The sequence below is a fragment of the Chryseobacterium sp. R2A-55 genome (genome assembly GCF_021401085.1).
Taxonomy (GTDB): domain Bacteria; phylum Bacteroidota; class Bacteroidia; order Flavobacteriales; family Weeksellaceae; genus Kaistella.
In genome coordinates this window covers 23,528-43,179 of record NZ_JACBFP010000004.1, presented here as the reverse complement: position 1 = coordinate 43,179, position 19,652 = coordinate 23,528, and the positions used below count along the sequence as shown (strand labels likewise).

The following is a 19,652-nucleotide window of genomic DNA, read 5'->3' as shown; positions in this document are numbered from 1 at the left end:
CACGGAATCTGACCTCAAATAAAACTTTACTCCGAAGTAAAATCCACTTCCAAGGAAATTCGCAGCCAGTATGATTTACTGGAACGCATTCATTTTAAAATTAAGAAACATTGAACATTACCAGCTATTTTAAAAAATTCCTCCACAGTTCAGAGTCTTCAGGGATTATCCTCATTCTTTGCGTGGTAATTTCTTTACTGATCGCCAATTCTTCATTCGGCGAAACCTATCAAAATGTACTCGATCAAAAAATAGGCATTGACCTGTTTCACCTGAAATTTCCTTTGAGCATCTGGATCAACGACGGTTTGATGGCGATTTTCTTTTTGCTCGTGGGATTGGAGATCAAGCGGGAAATCGTGGAAGGCGAACTTTCAAGCTTCAAGAGTGCCTCGCTTCCGATTGTAGCGGCATTAGGCGGAATGATTGTTCCGGCTTTGATTTATTTCCTGTTTAATCACGGAACCCATTATGCAAAAGGTTGGGCAATCCCTATGGCGACGGATATTGCTTTTTCTTTGGCCATCATTTCAATGCTGGGAAAAAGGGTTCCGCTTTCGATAAAAATATTTTTGGCGGCACTCGCAATCGTGGATGATTTGGGGGCGATTTTGGTGATCGCAGTTTTCTACACCGATCAGATTCACTGGGATTATTTGGGATGGTCGGCTTTAATGGTTGCCATTTTATTCGCTTTTAATTTCTTCAATTTCAAAAAACATATTTTCTACATCATTCCGGGGATTTTTCTTTGGTATTATATGCATCATTCCGGGATTCACGCAACAATTGCCGGAGTCTTACTGGCTTTCACAATCCCGACCAATATTTCAAAGACCGAAAGCTCACCTTTGGAAAAACTGGAAAGAAAACTTCATCTTCCGGTGAACTTTCTCATCATGCCGGTTTTTGCGTTAGCCAATACCAATATCACCTTTAAAGACGGAATGGTGGACGGACTTTTCAGCAATTTTGGCTTCGGAATTATTCTGGGTCTGTTTTTAGGAAAAATTATAGGCATTAATTTATTTTCATGGATATTTATCAAGCTGAAAATAAGCTCATTACCCGATAAAAGTTCTTGGATCCAAATGATGGGAGCCGGACTTTTGGCTGGGATCGGATTTACGATGTCTATTTTCATCGCTCTGCTTTCATTCAGAGATCACCCAGAAATTCAGGACGAGGCGAAATTTGCAATTTTGGTCGCATCGATGATTTCGGGATTTTCGGGTTATTCGCTTTTGAGATATGTGGGGAAAAAGAAGGCAAAAATATACCATGAAAAATAAAAACCCTTTCTCATTGGGAAAATCGAAAGGGTTGAATGATAGTGTCTTTATTTTTTTACCACTTTGAAAGACCGGCTTTCTTTTGGGGTGACAATCCTTAAGATATAGATTCCCGTAGGTTGGCCTGAAATATCTATATTCACAGTGTTTTCCATCATTTTCAGTTTTTCAGTTTTCAGGGCTCTTCCGGAGGAATCCCAAAGCGAAACAGAAATTTCGTTCAGATTTTCTTTGGTCGTGATATTGATGATGCCGGCTGTAGGATTCGGATAAATTTTAACCATATGGGTATCAATTTCATTTACAGCCATTTGCGAACAATCAAGAATTCCACCAGGAGGCATATCAAAGTTCGCAGTTCCGTCTGTTCTGTCATCTGCGTTTCCCTGATTGGCATAATATCCTAAACCCCTCTTGCTAAAAGCTTTCCAGATTTCGCATTTATTTGCACCGTTATAAAGTAACTCATCTGCCTGCAAAATAGCGTCTCGCCCATCAACAAATCCCGGAGTGCAGGTTTGCAGCTTCAGACCTTCCATGACGAGTTGCAGGGCTTTATTGTTTCCACCGGCTCCGGTTTTTATATTGGGATCAAAACCATATTTATTGATCAGATTCCAATTCATTTCCCATAACATTGTTGCCCAAACATAACCCAATCTGTGCGGAGATTCTGTATTGTCATAAGTTTTAAGCGTATCGTAAGTTGCGGGATTTATAGCCATGTCTACAGAATAAGGAGTTGGTCTTATTCCGATATCGCCGGTATTTCTGAACGACACATAATTGCTCATTCCTCTTGGGTCCGCACTTTTATCTCCGGGCTTCATGGTAAAAAGCAATCCGAAAAAATCGCTCCAGCCTTCTCCCATCTGTTCTAAGTTGGTAAGGCACCAGTTGTCTGCCCCTCCTGTTAATCTTGACGAAACACCATGTCCAAATTCGTGAGAAATAATTCCGTTGTCTAAAGAAGAATCCCGTAGTTGAGGAATCGGCGTGTTTTCCGCCGGAATAGACCCGGAAAGTGTTCCCGTCTGTAGAGCAGAAATTATGGCGTCTCCGTTGGTTTTGGAAATCATTATTGACGGAATCGTTACATGACCAGAATTTACACCTCCCATTTCCATGGGTTCCCCTTCGATATTATTCACCACAATTACACCTTTTGCACCTGCATTTTGTGCATGGTAAACTTTTTGGATGAAACTGCATGTCCCACGTCTTATCAATGCGATTTTATTAAGAATTTCAGCGGGATTTATTGCCGCATCACAACCGTCATAACTGTCGTTTCCAATGGAATTGGTATCTTTCATAATGGCTAAATCAGCATACATGGGTGGATTCTGAATCATCGGACCGAAAACCGCTCCGCGTCCCTTGTATTTTCCCTTTAAACTTCCGTTGGTGTAAATCTCCAATAAGTCCATTGAAAGCGGAGCAGATGAACCGAAAGGAGTCCATAAAAACATCGACATCAATGCGGGATAACCGTCTATACCAAGTTCAAAACTTGCATTATTTAACTGACCGAGGGAAACCCCTGTTTGCGTCAATGATAAAACCAAATCGTTATCCACCCCTTCTCCGGTATAATTATAAACCTGGAAATTTCCCGCCGCTTCATCAAATCCGTAGAGGTAGAAAATGTCGTGCAGCACATTATTCATATAGAACAAATTGGTGGTAATCGCTTCTTTGTTTTCATAAGGATGAAGGTTTAAATCCAGTGGGAAATCAAAATTGAAGTCAGCCCCACCTTCTATAAAATGTTCAAATTCAGGCCAATATCCGTTGTGGTAATCCGTATATTTCTGACTGTCGTGGTCGTACATCGTATAAGTATTATTTCCGGCACTAAAGGAATATTCGTTCACAAGATCATTTTCAGAATGCCATCCGAAAGGTGACGCTTCGGCATCGGCGGGATCCACCACAATACTTCGGCTTCCGGAAATAGGTGATTCCACAGGAAGCGCATAAACACTGTACTTCACCGTTCCGGTTTTGGCTTGATTTTCTGCCACTTCAATTTCCCTATTTTCTGCATTCAGTAATTCTGTTCTGATTTTCCGATCGGGATTTGAGAAGCTGTAGCTGTCAAAATCACAGGATAGGGTTGTATTCATTTTTTTTAAGACTTCTCCGCTGGATGCATCAGCGATTACAAGAAAAGTTTGCGCCCCTTTTTCAGTATTAACGCGGATGACGGTTTGGTAACTCAAAACCAGTTCGTCATTTTTTGTAAGAAAATAAACCTGTTCCGGAGCAGGCGTTTTCATTTTTTTATTTGCCTGTTTCCCGTTGTTTTCCATATGAATTAAGGGATAACCAAGGTTTTGGGCAGCTTTTTCTTCGATTTGGTTTTCAGGAATTTCGATTTTGTTTTTTGACTTAATTTGGTTCAAATCCCGAATCAGCGTAGAAGCGACCGATTTGAGTTCGCCGTTTTTCAAAGCCACCGAGACCGAGCTGTTGAAAATGGGGATTCCGTTTAGGGTCTGCCTGTAGTAAATGTGGGTAATCTCAGAATTTACGGACTTGTGCGCATCCGTTACTTTCAGATTTTCAACATCAGAAAATTTGATTTTCTTGTCAGATTTTTGCAAAAAATTATAAATTTCCGAGGCTGTTGCGGTTTTTAACCTTTGCGGTGTTTGGGAAGTGAATTTTGAAATTCCCATAACCAATACTATTACGAAGATAAATTGTTTTTTCATTTTGATGTTTTTTTAGGGTTAATTCCGGAGCGAAGTAAGAAAATCCATTAGAAAAAACAGCTAAATAAAACATGACAAAAAAGTGACAATGTCATTTGCCGCTATTTAAAATGCAATAAATCAATGAATTATAAATTATTAAACGTATCAGATCTTTATTCTGTTCAGAATATCCTGCGGAGATTCATCCCTTGAAAAACCGAATTTTTCGCGCAGGCGTTTCCAGGTAACGTGAACGGTATTGGGCGAAACACCGAGAATATCAGCCATTTCCCTGCTGGAAAACCCTATTTTCACCAACATCAGGTAACGCAGTTCGGCGGCAGTGATTTTGGGATACTCAGTTTTGATGACAGAGATGAAATCCGGGTAGATCTTTTCAAAGCGCGACAAAAACTTTTTCCAGTCTTCATCAGTGAGGATCACGCTTTGCCTTATTTCGGTTAAAGTTTCTTGTATGGCGCTTTTTTTCTCGTCCTGAAAGTAATTATGCTGCCGCAGTTCATCTGATATTTTGTTAATCAGCGTGTTTTTTTCGTTCAGACTGCTTACGAATTGCTTCATTTCCATTTTTGCCTGATCGAGTTCGGATTCCATTTTTTCTTGTTCCATTTCCATGATCTGCCGATGGGCTACATAGATTTCCTTTTCTTTGCGTTTCTTCATCCGCGTGTAATAAAAAAGCGAAAATCCTGCTGCGGCAACCATGAAAAATAGAAACAATAGCATACCGTAACGGAGTTTCAGCTGTGCTTGTTTTTTTTCGTTCTGCATTTTTTCCGCAGCTTCCTTCTTATCAAAAAAATACTGCGATTCTTTCCTGGCGATTTCAGCTTTGATTTGCTGCCCCGTCATCTCATCTTTAATTTTCGTCAGCATTTGAAATAAAGAATAGGCCTTTTTAAAGTCTCCCAACTTTTCATAGCCGGAAACCATCAGTTCCAGAATATAGGTTTTTTGCGGGGTGTCTCCCAATTCTTCGGCAATCTGCCATGCTTTTGCCTCATAATCCAGCGAGGTTTGGTAACGTTTTTCGGAAAGGATGCCGATTTTTTTCAAAACTTTGTCCGGCGCATTTTGAATGAGTCCGCCCATATCTTTAAAATACAGCATTTCAATGTACCGATCCTTATTTTTCTTCAACAGCGCATAGCATTTCTGGTGGTATTCCAAAGCCGTTTCATAATTTGAAAGCAGCTGATATTCGCAAGCCACATTTGCATAATCCACAGCCAACCTTCTATCGTCATTGAGTTCCTTCTGCATGATAATGGATTCCTCATATTGCTTCAGGGACTCTTTGTATTTTCCCATCATCATCAAAATATTGCCTTTCCAGGAAAAAGCATAACCGGTATTCTTTTTATCCCCTATTTCATTTCCAATCTCTATGATTTGGTCTGCACGGTTCAATGCCTTTTCAAATTCCCCAAGATGGTAATAAAGTTCGCCGGACTTTTTAAGCAGATCTATTTTCCCCCGCTTATTACCGGTTCGCTCACAGATATCCAATGCTTTTTGGTAATATTCAAACGCTTTTGGGAAATCCAACATCTGATAGAAAACCCTTCCGTATTCTCCATAAAGTGCCGCCAAAAGTTCCTGGTCATTGATTCTGAATGCAATAGAAATCGCCTTTTGGTAATATTCTCCGCTTTTCGAAAAGTCCAGGTAATCACCGTATAATTTAGCAATATTACCGAGAACCTTTGCCGAACATTCTTCATTTTTTTTCAGTTTGCAAAAAGCGAGTTCCCTTTGATATTTAGCCAAAATTGTCGCAGAATCCTTCTGTGCAGAATATATTCCCACATGTAGAACCCATATCAGAAAGGTGCATAAAACCCGAAATTTAATCAAAGGAAAATAAGTATAGTTAATTTAATAGCTCATTTTGATGTTCCATATCCATTTCCTCCGCCATCATCTTTTCAACCCGCACTTTTTTGATGGCGATATTGAGTTCATTACCCAAAAGAATCAGGATGATATTGATATTCACCCACACCATCACTAAAATAATAGATCCAATAGATCCGTAAAGCACATTATATTTAGCAAAATCTTTCACATAGATGGCAAATAAATAAGTAACGACCACAAACAGCACAGTCGTTAAAATAGCTCCGGGAAGCGCCTGTTTGAAGGTGGTGATTTTTAGGCAGCCTACCCAATAAAACAGGGCCAAAAGAATCAGATAAAAAATCGGAAAAGAGATAAACCCGATGATCCGTGACATATTTTTGACCAACCAGGAAATATTGATTTCCGGGGTGAAAAGTTTCAAGACGACCTCACTGTAGTAAACCCCCAAAAGCGATGCGATAATCAGCACCACGAAAGCAATGGTAATGCCGAAAGCCACAAGATATTCTTTCACCACTCCCCTTTGCAGATTGGTATTGATATTAAACCCATTAATCAGCGAATGCGTACCGTTCACCGCGAAAATCATCGCAAAAACAATGGTGAGATTGCTGATGTTTTTCATATTGGGGATGATGAAATTGTTGATATACCCAGAAACATCTTTCTGAATATGCGCCGGGAAAATATTCGGCATTAAAACTTCGAAAATGTAAAACTGAAGTTTGTCGTAATGGGGTAAAAGTGGTAAAAGGGAGAGCAGAAAAAGGATAAAAGGAAACAGACTCAGAAAGAAACTCCAGGAAATACTCGCGGCCATTCTTCCAATCTGCATTTTGAAAACTCCCTGACCATAAACCTCGAACATTTTCCATAATGAAATCCCCAAAAACGGGATATGGATCTGATCCAGAAAATTGCGGAACTTAATCAGGAATTGTGGAGTTTTTATGCCCATTCATCTATATTTGCAAAACAAAGATAAGAAATGAGAATCAATTTGATCTGCATCGGAAAGACGGATGACAAAGAAATTTCAGGGTTAATTAAATATTATCAAAACCGTCTTCCCAAACATTGGAACTTTGAAATCACTGAAATTCCGGATGTAAAAAATGCCAAAAACCTCTCCCCTGAACTTCTGAAAAAAGAAGAGGGAAAACTGTTTCTCAACCACTGCGAAAATTCTGATTACCTCATCCTTCTGGATGAAAAAGGAAAGCAATTTACAAGCAGGGAATTTGCCTCAAAAATTGAAGGCTGGATGAACTCTTCCCTTAAAAAAGTCTCTTTCTTCATCGGGGGTGCATACGGTTTTTCAGAGGAAGTCTATCAAAGAGCAAACGAGAAAATGTCTTTGTCTAAAATGACTTTCACCCATCAAATGATCAGGCTGTTTTTTGTGGAACAGATTTACCGCGCAGATCAGATTCTTCAGGGAAAACCCTATCATAACGACTAAAAGAGCCCGGTAATAAGCAATATTAGAAAAAATTTTCGCTTTTGTCTGAAAGTTTGACTGAATTTCCGAATTTTCTTACGCCTTCCCGCACCGGTCTCCCCGCTTTTCCTTATTTTTGAACAATGGATTTATCTTTACGAACAGTCACCGTGATGCGCTACATCCTGCCTTTGCGAGAAGGCGGAAGTTTGCCGGCTTTGGCAGAAGCAGATGATGATTTCAAGTATGTCCTGAAATTCCGCGGCGGTGGTCATGGCGTGAAAATGTTGATTTCTGAATTGCTCGGCGGCAAAATTGCTCAGGTTTTGGGCCTGCAAATTCCGGAACTGGTTTTTGCCAATCTGGATGTAGATTTTGGCAGAACCGAAGCTGATGAAGAAATCCAGGATTTGCTGAAATTTTCAGAAGGACTGAATTTGGGACTCCATTTTCTTTCAGGAGCGATTGCTTATGATCCCTCGGTGAAAATCGATCCGCTTCTGGCTTCGAAAATTGTCTGGCTGGATGCGTTTATTACCAATATCGACCGGACTTTCAAAAATACGAATCTGCTGATGTGGCACAAGGAATTGTGGGTGATTGACAACGGCGCCTCTTTTTATTTCCACCATTCCTGGGAGAATTTTGAGAAACATGCGTTAAGTCCTTTTGCCTACATCAAACAACATGTACTACTGAAACAGGCGACCATGCTCGAAGAAGCCGATGAATGGGCAAAAACGGTTTTGAATGACTCCATTTTCAGGGAAATCGTGGAGCTGATTCCATTGGAGTGGCTCCACTGGAAAGATACCGAAATGTCTCCGGATGAAATCAGGGAAGTGTATTTCAACTTTATGAAAACCAGGCTGGAAAATTCCGTTAACTTTGTAAACGAAGCACAACATGCAAGAGGCTAAAATCTACGAATACGCAGTAATACGGCTCGTTCCGAAAGTTGAGAGAGAAGAGTTTTTCAACATCGGGCTCGTTATGTTTTCTAAGAAAGCAAAATACATCCGGGTGGAATTTCATCTTTGTCCGAAAAAATTTGCATTGATGCATTCCAAACTCGATTACGAAGATGTGCGGCATAATCTGGAAAATTTCAAAGCGGTTGCCCATGGAGAAAAATCCGGGGGAGAAATCGCAGCCCTCGATATTCCGGAAAGATTCCGCTGGCTGACTGCGGTGAGAAGTTCAGTAGTTCAGACTTCGAGGCCGCATCCCGGGAAAACGGTGGATCTGGATGGTACTTTTGAGAGGTTGTTTGAGGAGTTGGTGAAATAATTACTCTTCTTTTGTCCTGAGACAAAATAACCAGAAAAATAAGGCCTCTTTATTTTCCTATTTCGTACTTCCTAAATTTTCGTCAGCTTCGCAAACTTCAAAATCAGATTCTTCTCGCCTTCATGCTGGAAAACCACTTTTGCCTTGATGTTTTTCGGGTCGGTTCCATCTAAAAAGGTCACTTCACCGATTCCAAAACGGTCATGCCGAACTTTGTCGCCCACTTCTATATCTTCCGAACTTTGTCCGCTCGGATTGATGATTTTTGCGGTGGAAATGGGTTTCAGGTTTTTCGGTAAAGATTTAGGTTCCCGATTTTCGTCACGACTCAACTTTTTCTTTGGATCCTGCTTTTTGAAAAATCTGGGCTCACTTGGAGCATCGTCAAAAATGTTGGATTTCAGTCCGGAATGGTTCACAAAACGGCTCTCAACTGCAGGATTGATGAATTCGATAAATTGGGTATCCACTTCGCTTAAAAATCTTGAAGGTTCCGCATCCGTGATTTTTCCCCACTGAAATCTGGAGACCGCATACGTGAAAAAAACCTGCTTTTCAGCTCTGGTCAAAGCCACGTAGAATAATCTTCGTTCCTCTTCCAATTCTTCACGGGTGGATGAACTCATAAAACTTGGGAACAGATTCTCCTCCAATCCCACCAAATGGACGATCGGGAACTCCAAACCTTTGGAAAGGTGGATCGTCATTAATGAAACTTTGTCTGTGCCGTCGTCTTCCTTATCTTTTTGGGTATCCGCAGAAAGCGCGATGTTTTCAAGGAAATTTGCAAGACTGGGATTTCCGTCTTCCAGCTGTTGTTGTTCTTCGATGAAACCCTGCATGGAGTTCAGCAATTCCTGCACGTTTTCCACACGGGAAATTCCTTCGGGAGTTTGATCGTCTTTCAAAAACTTAATTAATCCGCTTCTTTTGGCGACTTCCATGGCGACATTGTACACATTTTCAGTTTTTAATAAAACTTGAAAAGCTTTAATCATCGACCAAAAATCCGAGAGTTTGGTTAAAACTCCATTGTTCAAACCCAGTTGAGGCGCATAAAAACCGAGATTATCCAAAACCTGCGATGGCGAAATATTCTGTGAATCCGCAAAAACAATGAGTTTGTTCTGGGTGGTTTCGCCAATTCCACGGGCGGGATAATTGATGACCCGGAACAATGCTTCGCTGTCATTTTCATTGACCAAAAGCCGCAGATAAGCCATCAAATCCTTCACCTCTTTCCTTTGGTAGAAGGACAATCCGCCATAAACACGGTAGGGAATATTTTTTTTTCGAAGCGCATCTTCAAAAGCACGGGTTTGCGAATTGGTTCGGTACAAAATGGAAAAATCGTTGAATTTTCTTTGTTGTGAATGATGAAGTTCCCAAATATTTCCGGCTACAAAATTCGCCTCGTCCGCATCGGAAAGTGCGCGGTACACTTTGATTTTTTCGCCTTCCTCATTGTCTGAAAAAACATTCTTTTTGAATTGCTGCACGTTCTTAGAAATCACCACATTGGCCGCATTCACGATGTTTTGAGTGGACCGGTAATTCTGTTCGAGCGACACGGTTTTTGCATCAGGATAATCTTTTTTAAAGTTGAGGATATTGTAAATATTCGCTCCACGGAATGAGTAGATCGACTGTGCATCATCTCCCACCACACAAATATTTTCAAATTTGGAAGCCAAGGCTTTTACAATCAGATATTGCGAGTGATTGGTATCTTGGTACTCATCCACCAAAATGTATCGGAAACGGTCTTGATATTTCGCCAAAACCTCGGGAAACCGAGTCAGTAATTCATTGGTTCTCAATAACAGGTCATCAAAATCCATCGCGCCATTTCGGTAGCAAACCTCCACATATTTTTGGTAGATCAAACCGATGTGTTTCATGTTTGTCCTTTCATCTGCCTCGATTAATTCAGGATTGTTGAAATATGCCTTTACGGTAATCAGGTTATTTTTATAGGACGAAATCCTTGCCTGAACTTTCTTTGGCTTGTATAAGTCTGAATCAATATGGAGTTCTTTGAGGACTTTCTTGATGACATTCAGAGAATCCTGGGAATCGTAAATCGTAAAATTCGAAGGAAATCCCAGATAATGCGCCTCACTTCTCAAAATCCTGGCAAAAACCGAGTGAAAAGTCCCCATCCAGAGTGACCTGGCTTCGCTCTCTCCCACTACTTTTGCGATACGCTCCTTCATTTCTTTCGCCGCTTTGTTGGTAAAGGTCAGTGCAAGAATATTGAAAGGATCGACCAGGTTGGTAATCAAATGAGCAATCCGCATCGTGAGAACGCGCGTTTTTCCCGAACCTGCACCTGCGAGAACCATCAGTGGGCCTTCAAGTGTGGTTACGGCATCGTATTGAGCTTCATTTAAACCTTTCAAATAATCGATCATCGCAAAAAAATTGAGTGCCAAATTTAGGGAAATAAATTCCCGATGTCAAATTAAAGACAAAATACAAAAACTTTCAATGTGATCAAGACCTTGATTTTGCTTTGGTAAAAATCATTCCGTAAACCGCTGAAGGGTACCGAGGAAGTCTTCAATCTCGAAAGGTTTGGCTAGAAATGCGTTTGCACCTGATTCGATGGCTGTTTTTTCTAATTCATGACTTGCGGACATGATGATGATCGGAACATTTTTGGTGGGTTCCAGTTTTTTCAGGCGTTTGCAGATTTCTCTGCCATCTTCGTCCGGGAGCCACATATCAAGTAGGATCGCATCTGGAACACTTCGGTTTTCGACCCATTTGAAGACCTGTGAGCCGCTTTCAAAAGCCACTACTTCAAACCCCTCAAAATCCAGCAAAACCTGAAGCGAGTTCAAAATAGCGACATCGTCATCAACAATTAATATTTTCTTAGAATTCATGACCTATCATTCTAATTGACGTCCATCGGCAAATAAAAGCAGAATGTAGAGCCTTTCCCTAATTCGCTTTCCACCCAAATCTTTCCTCCGGAACGCTTGATGATTTCTGATGAAATATACAGACCGAGACCCAGACCAGTAAAAGTGTGCTCAGAATCGTGGGTCACTCGGTAGTATTGCTCAAAAATTTTCTCCCTTTTTTCGACAGGAATACCGATTCCAAAATCCTTCACACTGAACTTCACTCTGTTTTCTGAAATTTCCGAGGAAACGATGACTTCACTTGCTTCCGGCGAATACTTGATGGCGTTGCTGATGAAATTATTCATCACCTGACTGATCCTGTTTTGATCTGCAAAGATTATTCCGGGGTTATTAGATTCAATGATGATTGTGTGTTTGGTGGCGAGTTGCTGTTCAGCTACCACCTCTTTCACCAATTGGGAAAAGTCGAAACTGCTTTTTTCAAGCTGTATTTTGCCGCTGTTTATTCTGGTCACATCCAGCAAATCGTTGATCAGTGACGTGAGTTTGATCACCTGCTCGTCCATTTTTCGCGCGAAATTGGCGTTCTTTTCATCTCCTGCCTTTTTCAGCGAACGCTCCAACATCTGTGCATAAAGTTTGATACTGGTCAAAGGCGTTTTCAGTTCATGACTTGCCATTCCCAGAAAGGTATCTTTTTGGGCTTGCAGCTTCTTGAATTCATTGATATCGGTACTACTGCCGATCCATTGCTTGATCTTCCCGTCATCATCCAAATCAGGAACTGACCGCGTAAGAACCCAGAAAAATTCGCCGGATTGCTGATTCATAATACGGTGCTCCATTTCAAAATCAGATTTAGCAAGCATCGCTTTTTTCCAAACCAATTTCAGTTTGGGCAGATCGTCTTTGTGAACAATTGAAACCAATCCGTTGTTTTTCTTAAAGTCATTGGCATTTCCAATATATTCGCAGAATCGCTCATTAAAATAGGTGAATTTTCCATCAGGACACATGGTCCATACAATTTGCGGCATGGCCTCGGAAAGGTTCTTATATTTCGCTTCAGAGCGCTTCAACATTTGCGTATTTTCTATTAAAATCTGGCGAAATTTCACCATCTCGGTAATATCCACTGCCATATTTAAAATCGCGTAAATTTCACCTTTCGCATTTCGGATGGGTTTGTAGGAATAATTGAAATAAAAAGTCTGCAAAACGCCATCTACAATCAAATCTGCTCTGGCTTCGGAAGATTGATGAGAAATTCCTGTGGTGTAGACTTTCTTCAAAATATCCATAAACGGCTGACCTTCCAGTTCTGGCAGTGCTTCACCCAGCCTTTTCCCTATGACCGATTGGTCTTTTCCCCAGGTTTGAAGCATCTTTTCATTAGCAAGTTCTATCACCATATCCTCGCCTCGGTAAATGGCAGTGGCATAATCAGCATTCAGCAGCAGTTCCTTGAATCTGAATTCACTTTCAGCCAGTTCTCTTTCGGAAACAACATGCGCAGTGACTTCTGTGGCAACCACACTTACTCCAATGATCGCATCATCATTGTCATAAACCGGGGAATACACAAAATCAAAGAAAAACTCACCCAATTCTCCTTTCCGTTCAAGGAAACAGGAGACTTTGTAACCACGAAAAGGTTTGCCAGTCTCAAAAACGCCCCGCAAAATTTCTGGAAATGCCTGATCCTTGATTTCTGGAAGTCCCTCAACCAGTGGAAGTCCCAGCACGGATTTGTCTTTTCCCCAAATTTCAAGCATCTGCGTGTTGGCAGTCTCAATAATAAATTCGCTCCCAATAAGCAGAGCCAATGCGACCGGAGTTTGGGAAAATAAATTGATAAGAGCTTCAGGATTAATTTTTTCGTAGTACTGTTTCTCCATGGTCTGCAAGTCAAAATACCAAAATTTTGATTTGATAAATGTAAAATTTTAAATTGATAAACGAAAGAAAAATGTTGCGAATCCCTACAACATATTAACAATAAATATAATTTCCACAATAATATATCCCTTTTATAATTAAATAAACTACAATAATCACCATCTATTTCATTTTAACCAAAAACAAACCTCAGTCAGAAAAATCAATCTGGTGAAAAGATTTCGGGTTTTCGGAAATGCTTTATTCGCATCGGAGTATAGGTGTGCAGTGCAATTTTCAACCATAATGCTGAAATTACCCAGCCTGCTTTCAGGAAAAGATCACGCTAAACTGTTGTGTGAGATTTCTGGCAAATGATTCAGAAATCGCTTGCCAAATTTTGATGTTCCTGCACCTACGCGGAAAAAATTTTAAAGCAACCATTTTTGATATTGGATTCATAAAGAATAATTTTATAGATACAAGGTGTTTTCCTTCTATTTTTATGGTGCACCAATACATTTTTCAAAAAAATAACTTATATTTGCAACCTAAATTTAAGAACGAGAAATGAGCACAATATTTACGTTATTCATGGTTTTGATCATGATTTTGAGCATCCTTCTAGTCATCGTGGTTATGGCGCAAAACCCTAAAGGCGGAGGACTTTCCGGCACTTTTGGGGGAGCTTCTCCGGCACAATTTGGAGTACAGCGAACCAATGACTTCATGGAGAGAGCCACTTGGACATTAGGAATCTCAATCGTTGTTCTCATCTTCTTAAGCGTAGTTTTAACGGCAAAACCAAGCCAAAACACGCAGACAACTCCAGTTAGAAAAGAGGCTCCAGCTCCGCAAACCGCTCCGGCTACAAACAACCCAGCTCCTGCTCCTGCTGGAAACTAATCAAAGCACAACAAAACAGATAGAAAAGCGGCCAGGATTTTTTTCCGGGTCGTTTTTTTTTGGATTTATTTTAGGTCGGATTACCTCATTGAATCTACTTCACTTATCAACCACTTTAGGTGATGAAGCCGAAATAACCCATCCACCTCACTTTTCATTCCTGCCGGCGAATTATTTCATCCATTTTCTGTTCCTAAAAACAGTTCAGTCTCTGCGATGGCGTTTCCATTTTTTGCCAATTCTGTCAAACGCAGATAGCAGATTTCTCTAAGCAAATTACTTTTTTTACCGCAAAAAAAAACAGCCCTGAAAAAAGCTGTTCTACTCACCTATGATTTTGAAAACTATTCTGAATCCTTGTCTTCCTTTTTGCCACCAAAGAAAAACTTGATGATTATCGGTGCCGTAGTGATAATTACAATGACTAAGATAATCAATTCCAAATGTGATTTCAGGTCAATCCCAAACTGATCGATGAAGAGTTTGTCCAGATAATGTCCCGCAAAAACCAGTATAAACGACCACAAAACCGCACCAACGACATTATCCACAAAAAATTCCTTTTTGTCCATTTTCACGATTCCTGCAACAATGGGAGTAAAAGTTCTCACAATGGGAAGAAATCTTGCCATGATCACCGCTAAACGACCGTGTTGCTCAAAGAAATCATGAGCCTGGAAAAGATACTTCTTTTTGAACAAAAAAGTATCTTCTTTTTTATAAAGTGCAGGTCCTGCTTTGTACCCAAACCAATAGCCAACCTCATTTCCAATGATTGCAGCGACCGCTATCGCAGTGGCCAGGATGGTGGTATCCAGCAAATCGCTCCCGGTTCCCCCGAAAGTTTCCTTCATAATTTCGACTGCATAAATCCCCGATACAAAAAGCAAACTGTCGCCAGGAAGAAAAAACCCCACGAACAATCCTGTTTCTGCGAAGATAATAAATAAGATGAGCCAAAAACCGCCCATCTTAATGTAAAATTCAGGATTCAGCAAATCCTTCCAACTCTCAAAATGTTCCATATTGGCAAAGATAATGAAACGGCGTTTTCCCGGGGAATAAGTTTTTGTTAAAGTTTCGTAAATTTTTCAGTTTACAAATCGAAATCATCATCTGAAACAGCAGTTCCGTCTGCCATCAAGAATGCCTTCAGGAATGGAGTCAAATCACCGTTCATCACTCCTTCCACATCTGAAGTCTCATAGCCGGAACGCACGTCTTTTACCAGTTTGTATGGATGCATCACATAATTCCGAATCTGGCTTCCCCATTCGATTTTCATTTTTCCCGCTTCAATTTCGTTTCTCGCCTTCATTCGTTCTTCCAGTTCCATTTCATAAAGCCTGGACCGCAAAAGCTGCATTGCCTTTTCCTTGTTTTGCAGCTGGGAGCGGCTTTCTGAGTTTTCGATGATGATTCCGGTTGGTGCGTGGCGAAGTCTCACCGCAGTTTCCACTTTGTTTACGTTTTGACCGCCTGCACCGGAACTTCGCATGGTTTCAAAGGAAATATCTGCAGGATTGATATTGATTTCAATGGTGTCATCAACCAATGGATAAACATAAACCGAAACAAAGCTGGTATGGCGTTTTGCATTGGAATCAAAAGGAGAAATCCTCACCAATCGATGAACCCCATTTTCTCCGCGAAGATAACCAAAAGCGAACTCGCCGTCGATTTCCAGGGTTACCGTTTTTACTCCGGCCACATCGCCTTCCTGAAAATTAAGTTCACGGATTTTGTAGCCCTGATTTTCAGCCCACATCGTGTACATTCTCATCAACATCGATGCCCAGTCGCAGCTTTCGGTTCCACCAGCTCCTGCCGTGATTTGCAGTACTGCCGAAAGTTCATCTCCCTCATTGGAAAGCATATTCTTGAATTCCAGATTTTCAATCTTTTCCAGGAGAACCGGAAATGCCTCATCCAGTTCTTTTTCTGAATCCGCATCTTCTTTCGCAAAATCAATAAGTACCTGAATATCTTCAAATCTGGAATAAATTTCCTCATAATCATCTACCCACTTTTTCTTGGATCGAAGCTGCTTCATGAACAACTCCGCTTCTTTCGGATGATCCCAAAAATCTGGAGCCACGGTTTTCTCTTCATCATTGATGATTTCAAGTTTCTTTTTCTCAATCTGCAAATACTTATAAAGTTCCCCTATTCGGGACTGCACATCTTTAAGCTGGTCGCTGTTTATCATACTGCAAAAATACTGATTTCTTGGCTTTTTCAGAAAAACTAATTTCCATATTCTTCACCTCATCATTTTCCCAGAAAAGAAATTGCTCATCCTACCTGATCTCAATAGCGATAATCACTTCCTTTCAACCACAGTATTTTTATACAAAGTTTTTCCGCATGAAAAATATTGAAACCGTACACCATTAAAAATGACTTAAATCAAGATTCGCAGAAAATGAGTCGGCTTAATTATTATCTTTGAAAAAAATAAATTATGAACTTAAAAAACCTCAATTATCCTTTAGATTTTAAATTTAAAATCACCACGCTTGCAAGCGATTTCAATATTACGGACCGGCACAGAAATGATGTAGCCTATGTGCGGCAAAAAATGTTCAAGCTGAAAGAAGATGTAGTGGTTTTTAATGATGAAAGGAAATCGCAGGAATTATACAGAATCAAGGCGGATCGCTGGTTGGATTTTAATGCCAGTTACTCCATGACCGATCTTTCCAGCCAAAAAACCTTCGGAAGACTTGCCAGAAAAGGAATGCGCTCGATTTGGAAATCGCGATACGACATCATCGACGAACACGAAAATCCAAAATTTCAGATTAATGAAGATAACGGATGGATAAAAGTCTGGGATAACCTGATTGGCGAAATACCCATCATCGGCATGTTCACCGGCTATTTCCTAAATCCTTCTTACACCGTGAAAGATGCCGCAGGAAAGGAATATTTTAGGCTCAAAAAAATGCCTTCGCTATTTGGCAGAAGGTTTCAGCTTGACCGCTTGATTGACATTGACGACGAAGACGAATCGCTGGTCATTTTATCTTTCCTAATGATGGTTCTGCTTGAAAGAGCAAGGGGTTAAAAACCATTTTAGCAAAATTCCGTGCTTCCATTTTTTTGGAGGCACTTTTTATTTGTAAATTTGAGCTAAATAAAATCTTTATGAACCTCACACAATTAGAACCCCAACTCATCTGGAAAAATTTTGAGGCACTGAACGCCGTTCCGAGACCTTCCAAAAAAGAAGGAAAAGTCATTGAATTCATCAGGAATTTCGGTGAAAAACTCGGTTTGGAAACCAGAGTTGACGAAGTTGGAAACGTAATTATCAAAAAACCGGCAACTCCCGGAATGGAAAACAGAAAATCCATCGTGATCCAGTCTCACCTCGATATGGTTTGCCAAAAAAACAGCGACGTGAATTTCGATTTTGAAACCCAGGGAATCCAAATGGAAGTCGATGGCGATTGGGTAAAGGCAAAAGGAACCACTTTGGGAGCAGATAACGGAATTGGTGTCGCCTCGATCATGTCGGTTTTGGAAAGCAGCGATATTCCGCATCCTGCTCTGGAAGCACTTTTCACCATCGATGAAGAAACCGGAATGACCGGCGCAATGGGATTGAAACCGGGTGAACTTCATGGTGAAATACTGCTCAATCTGGATACAGAAGAAGACGACGAAATCGATATCGGTTGTGCAGGCGGAATTGACGTGACTGCAACCCAGAAATATCCATTGGTAGATAGCAAAGGAATGACCGTGAAAATCGAGATCAAAGGATTGCAGGGAGGACATTCCGGAATGGACATCCACAAAGGTTTCGGAAATGCGAATGTGATTTTGGGAAGACTGCTTTTCACCGGGGTTTACGATCAAAATATCCAGTTGATTTCCATGGACGGTGGCGGATTGAGAAACGCGATTCCAAGAGAAGCGAATGCTGTTTTATCGGTAAGAAATTCGGTAGAATTCATCGAGAATGCCAGCAATTTGAAAGCATCTATTTTGGAAGAATTTGCAAACATTGAAAAAGATTTACAGATCAATATCGAAACCTTTTCCACGGAGGAAAAAGCGATTTCGGAGGAAGATTCCAGGAAGATTATTTTGGCTTTAAAGTCGGCGCACAACGGAGTTTACAGAATGTCGCCGGATGTTGCCGATTTGGTGGAAACATCGAATAACGTGGCGAGAGTGGAACTGCAGCAAGGCGAACTGAAGATCATGAACCTTTCCCGTTCATCCGTAGAATCTACCAAATTTGCCGTTGCCGAACAATTGAAATCTGTTTTCGAACTGGCCGGAATGAACGTAGAATTCAACGGTTCTTATCCGGGCTGGAAACCGAAACCGGGTTCAGAAATCGTGCAGTTGATGGAAAAAATCTATGAGAAAAAGTTCGGCTCAAAACCGCACGTAGTCGCCTGTCACGCTGGATTGGAATGTGGAATCATAGGTGCCAATTACCCGCAAATGGAAATGGTGAGTTTCGGACCTACCATTCGCGGCGCCCATTCGCCGGATGAAAAAGCGAACATTCCTTCTGTGCAGAAGTTTTGGGGATTTTTGAAAGAAATCCTTTCAGATATCCCAGTGAAAAATCAATAATGAAGAATTAATTATGAAAATGAGCGGTTTTATTTCGCTCATTTTTATTTATAAAATGCAAGCAATGGATACTCAAGATTTACTTTCAATTTTAAGGATGCGTTTCGAGAAACATAAAACCCGGCACCCAAACCTAAAATGGGAAAATGTGGTGAAAAAACTCGAAGCCAATCCCACTAAACGAGCTTCACTTCAAAAAATGGAGGAATCCGGCGGCGAACCGGACGTGGTGGATTTCGACAAAAAATCGGGAACATTTATCTTCTTCGACTGTTCGCCGGAAAGTCCGAAAGAAAGACGAAGTTGGTGCTACGACAAAGAAGCACTGGACAAACGGAAGGAAAACAAACCGAAAAACAACGCAATGGATGTGGCAAAATCTATGGGAATCGAAATCTTGGATGAAACCGATTACCGTTTTCTGCAAACCTTAGGTGCGTTCGACCAAAAAACTTCAAGTTGGCTGAAAACCCCGGAAAATATCAGAAAACTGGGTGGTGCTGTTTTTGGAGATTTCCGATATGGAACAGTTTTCGTCTATCACAACGGTGCAGATTCTTATTATGCTTCGAGAGGATTTCGGGGGAAGTTGAGTGTATGATTTTGTTTGAGGTTTGAAGTCTTGTTTTGTGTCAAATTACAGGTGTGCATGGCGACAGGTAGGTTTCAGGTTTTAACCATCCTGTCTTTCGAAACTCAAAGTCTAGGAACTCGAAATGCTCCCCTCCAAAAGTGGAAAATCTCCTTCTTAGAAAATTTAGTGAATTCAATCAAAGAAATTCAA

16 protein-coding genes are annotated in these 19,652 nt (G+C 40.7%); 8 read left to right on the top strand and 8 right to left on the bottom strand.

From position 1 onward, the window contains the following. Positions 1-110 precede the first annotated feature (110 nt). Positions 111-1,292, top strand: coding sequence for a Na+/H+ antiporter NhaA (nhaA, locus tag L0951_RS06485; RefSeq protein WP_234110415.1), 1,182 nt, complete (start codon positions 111-113; stop codon positions 1,290-1,292). 47 nt (positions 1,293-1,339) lie between these two features. On the opposite strand, the gene L0951_RS06480 is transcribed toward nhaA, so the two are convergent. The 3 genes from L0951_RS06480 to L0951_RS06470 form a co-directional block, all read right to left on the bottom strand. Then, positions 1,340-4,012 (bottom strand): M36 family metallopeptidase, encoded by a 2,673-nt coding sequence (locus L0951_RS06480; RefSeq protein WP_234110414.1) that lies wholly within the window; start codon positions 4,010-4,012, stop codon positions 1,340-1,342. Positions 4,013-4,159: 147 nt separating this feature from the next. Beyond that, on the bottom strand, positions 4,160-5,785 hold the full coding sequence (locus L0951_RS06475; RefSeq protein WP_234110413.1) for a tetratricopeptide repeat protein: 1,626 nt from the start codon (positions 5,783-5,785) through the stop codon (positions 4,160-4,162). 103 nt (positions 5,786-5,888) lie between these two features. Next, positions 5,889-6,836: a YihY/virulence factor BrkB family protein gene (locus L0951_RS06470; protein WP_234110412.1), complete on the bottom strand. Its 948-nt coding sequence runs from the start codon at positions 6,834-6,836 to the stop codon at positions 5,889-5,891. A gap of 30 nt (positions 6,837-6,866) precedes the next feature. Between L0951_RS06470 and rlmH the strand changes: the two genes are divergently transcribed. The 3 genes from rlmH to L0951_RS06455 all read left to right on the top strand — a co-directional run bounded on the left by rlmH (position 6,867) and on the right by L0951_RS06455 (position 8,609). Beyond that, positions 6,867-7,340: a 23S rRNA (pseudouridine(1915)-N(3))-methyltransferase RlmH gene (gene rlmH, locus L0951_RS06465; protein WP_234110411.1), complete on the top strand. Its 474-nt coding sequence runs from the start codon at positions 6,867-6,869 to the stop codon at positions 7,338-7,340. 122 nt (positions 7,341-7,462) lie between these two features. Next, positions 7,463-8,239 (top strand): HipA family kinase, encoded by a 777-nt coding sequence (locus tag L0951_RS06460; protein ID WP_234110410.1) that lies wholly within the window; start codon positions 7,463-7,465, stop codon positions 8,237-8,239. Beyond that, a complete protein-coding gene (locus tag L0951_RS06455) occupies positions 8,226-8,609 on the top strand; it encodes a DUF3037 domain-containing protein (protein ID WP_234110409.1) in 384 nt (127 codons plus the stop codon). Before L0951_RS06460 ends, L0951_RS06455 begins: the two co-directional genes overlap by 14 nt. Positions 8,610-8,680: 71 nt before the next feature. On the opposite strand, the gene L0951_RS06450 is transcribed toward L0951_RS06455, so the two are convergent. The 3 genes from L0951_RS06450 to L0951_RS06440 all read right to left on the bottom strand — a co-directional run bounded on the left by L0951_RS06450 (position 8,681) and on the right by L0951_RS06440 (position 13,383). Continuing rightward, positions 8,681-11,023 (bottom strand): ATP-dependent helicase, encoded by a 2,343-nt coding sequence (locus L0951_RS06450; protein WP_234110536.1) that lies wholly within the window; start codon positions 11,021-11,023, stop codon positions 8,681-8,683. A gap of 111 nt (positions 11,024-11,134) precedes the next feature. Continuing rightward, complete coding sequence (locus tag L0951_RS06445) at positions 11,135-11,500, bottom strand: PleD family two-component system response regulator (protein ID WP_234110408.1); 366 nt, start codon at positions 11,498-11,500, stop codon at positions 11,135-11,137. 11 nt (positions 11,501-11,511) lie between these two features. Next, positions 11,512-13,383 carry an ATP-binding protein gene (locus tag L0951_RS06440; protein WP_234110407.1) on the bottom strand — a complete coding sequence of 624 codons (1,872 nt, stop codon included), beginning with the start codon at positions 13,381-13,383 and terminating at the stop codon, positions 11,512-11,514. Between the two features lie 550 nt (positions 13,384-13,933). On the opposite strand from L0951_RS06440, the gene secG reads away from it, so the two are divergent. Next, positions 13,934-14,269 (top strand): preprotein translocase subunit SecG, encoded by a 336-nt coding sequence (gene secG, locus L0951_RS06435; protein ID WP_234110406.1) that lies wholly within the window; start codon positions 13,934-13,936, stop codon positions 14,267-14,269. A gap of 344 nt (positions 14,270-14,613) precedes the next feature. Here secG and L0951_RS06430 read toward each other — a convergent pair whose 3' ends face one another. Continuing rightward, positions 14,614-15,294 carry a DedA family protein gene (locus L0951_RS06430; RefSeq protein ID WP_234110405.1) on the bottom strand — a complete coding sequence of 227 codons (681 nt, stop codon included), beginning with the start codon at positions 15,292-15,294 and terminating at the stop codon, positions 14,614-14,616. Positions 15,295-15,365: 71 nt separating this feature from the next. Beyond that, positions 15,366-16,478 carry a peptide chain release factor 2 gene (gene prfB / locus L0951_RS06425; protein WP_234110404.1) on the bottom strand — a complete coding sequence of 371 codons (1,113 nt, stop codon included), beginning with the start codon at positions 16,476-16,478 and terminating at the stop codon, positions 15,366-15,368. Positions 16,479-16,733: 255 nt separating this feature from the next. Between prfB and L0951_RS06420 the strand changes: the two genes are divergently transcribed. The 3 genes from L0951_RS06420 to L0951_RS06410 all read left to right on the top strand — a co-directional run bounded on the left by L0951_RS06420 (position 16,734) and on the right by L0951_RS06410 (position 19,469). After that, positions 16,734-17,339 carry a hypothetical protein gene (locus L0951_RS06420; RefSeq protein ID WP_234110403.1) on the top strand — a complete coding sequence of 202 codons (606 nt, stop codon included), beginning with the start codon at positions 16,734-16,736 and terminating at the stop codon, positions 17,337-17,339. Positions 17,340-17,419: 80 nt separating this feature from the next. Then, positions 17,420-18,868 carry an aminoacyl-histidine dipeptidase gene (locus L0951_RS06415; protein WP_234110402.1) on the top strand — a complete coding sequence of 483 codons (1,449 nt, stop codon included), beginning with the start codon at positions 17,420-17,422 and terminating at the stop codon, positions 18,866-18,868. A 64-nt stretch (positions 18,869-18,932) separates the two neighbouring features. Further along, on the top strand, positions 18,933-19,469 hold the full coding sequence (locus tag L0951_RS06410; protein WP_234110401.1) for a DUF4256 domain-containing protein: 537 nt from the start codon (positions 18,933-18,935) through the stop codon (positions 19,467-19,469). Positions 19,470-19,652 lie beyond the last annotated feature (183 nt).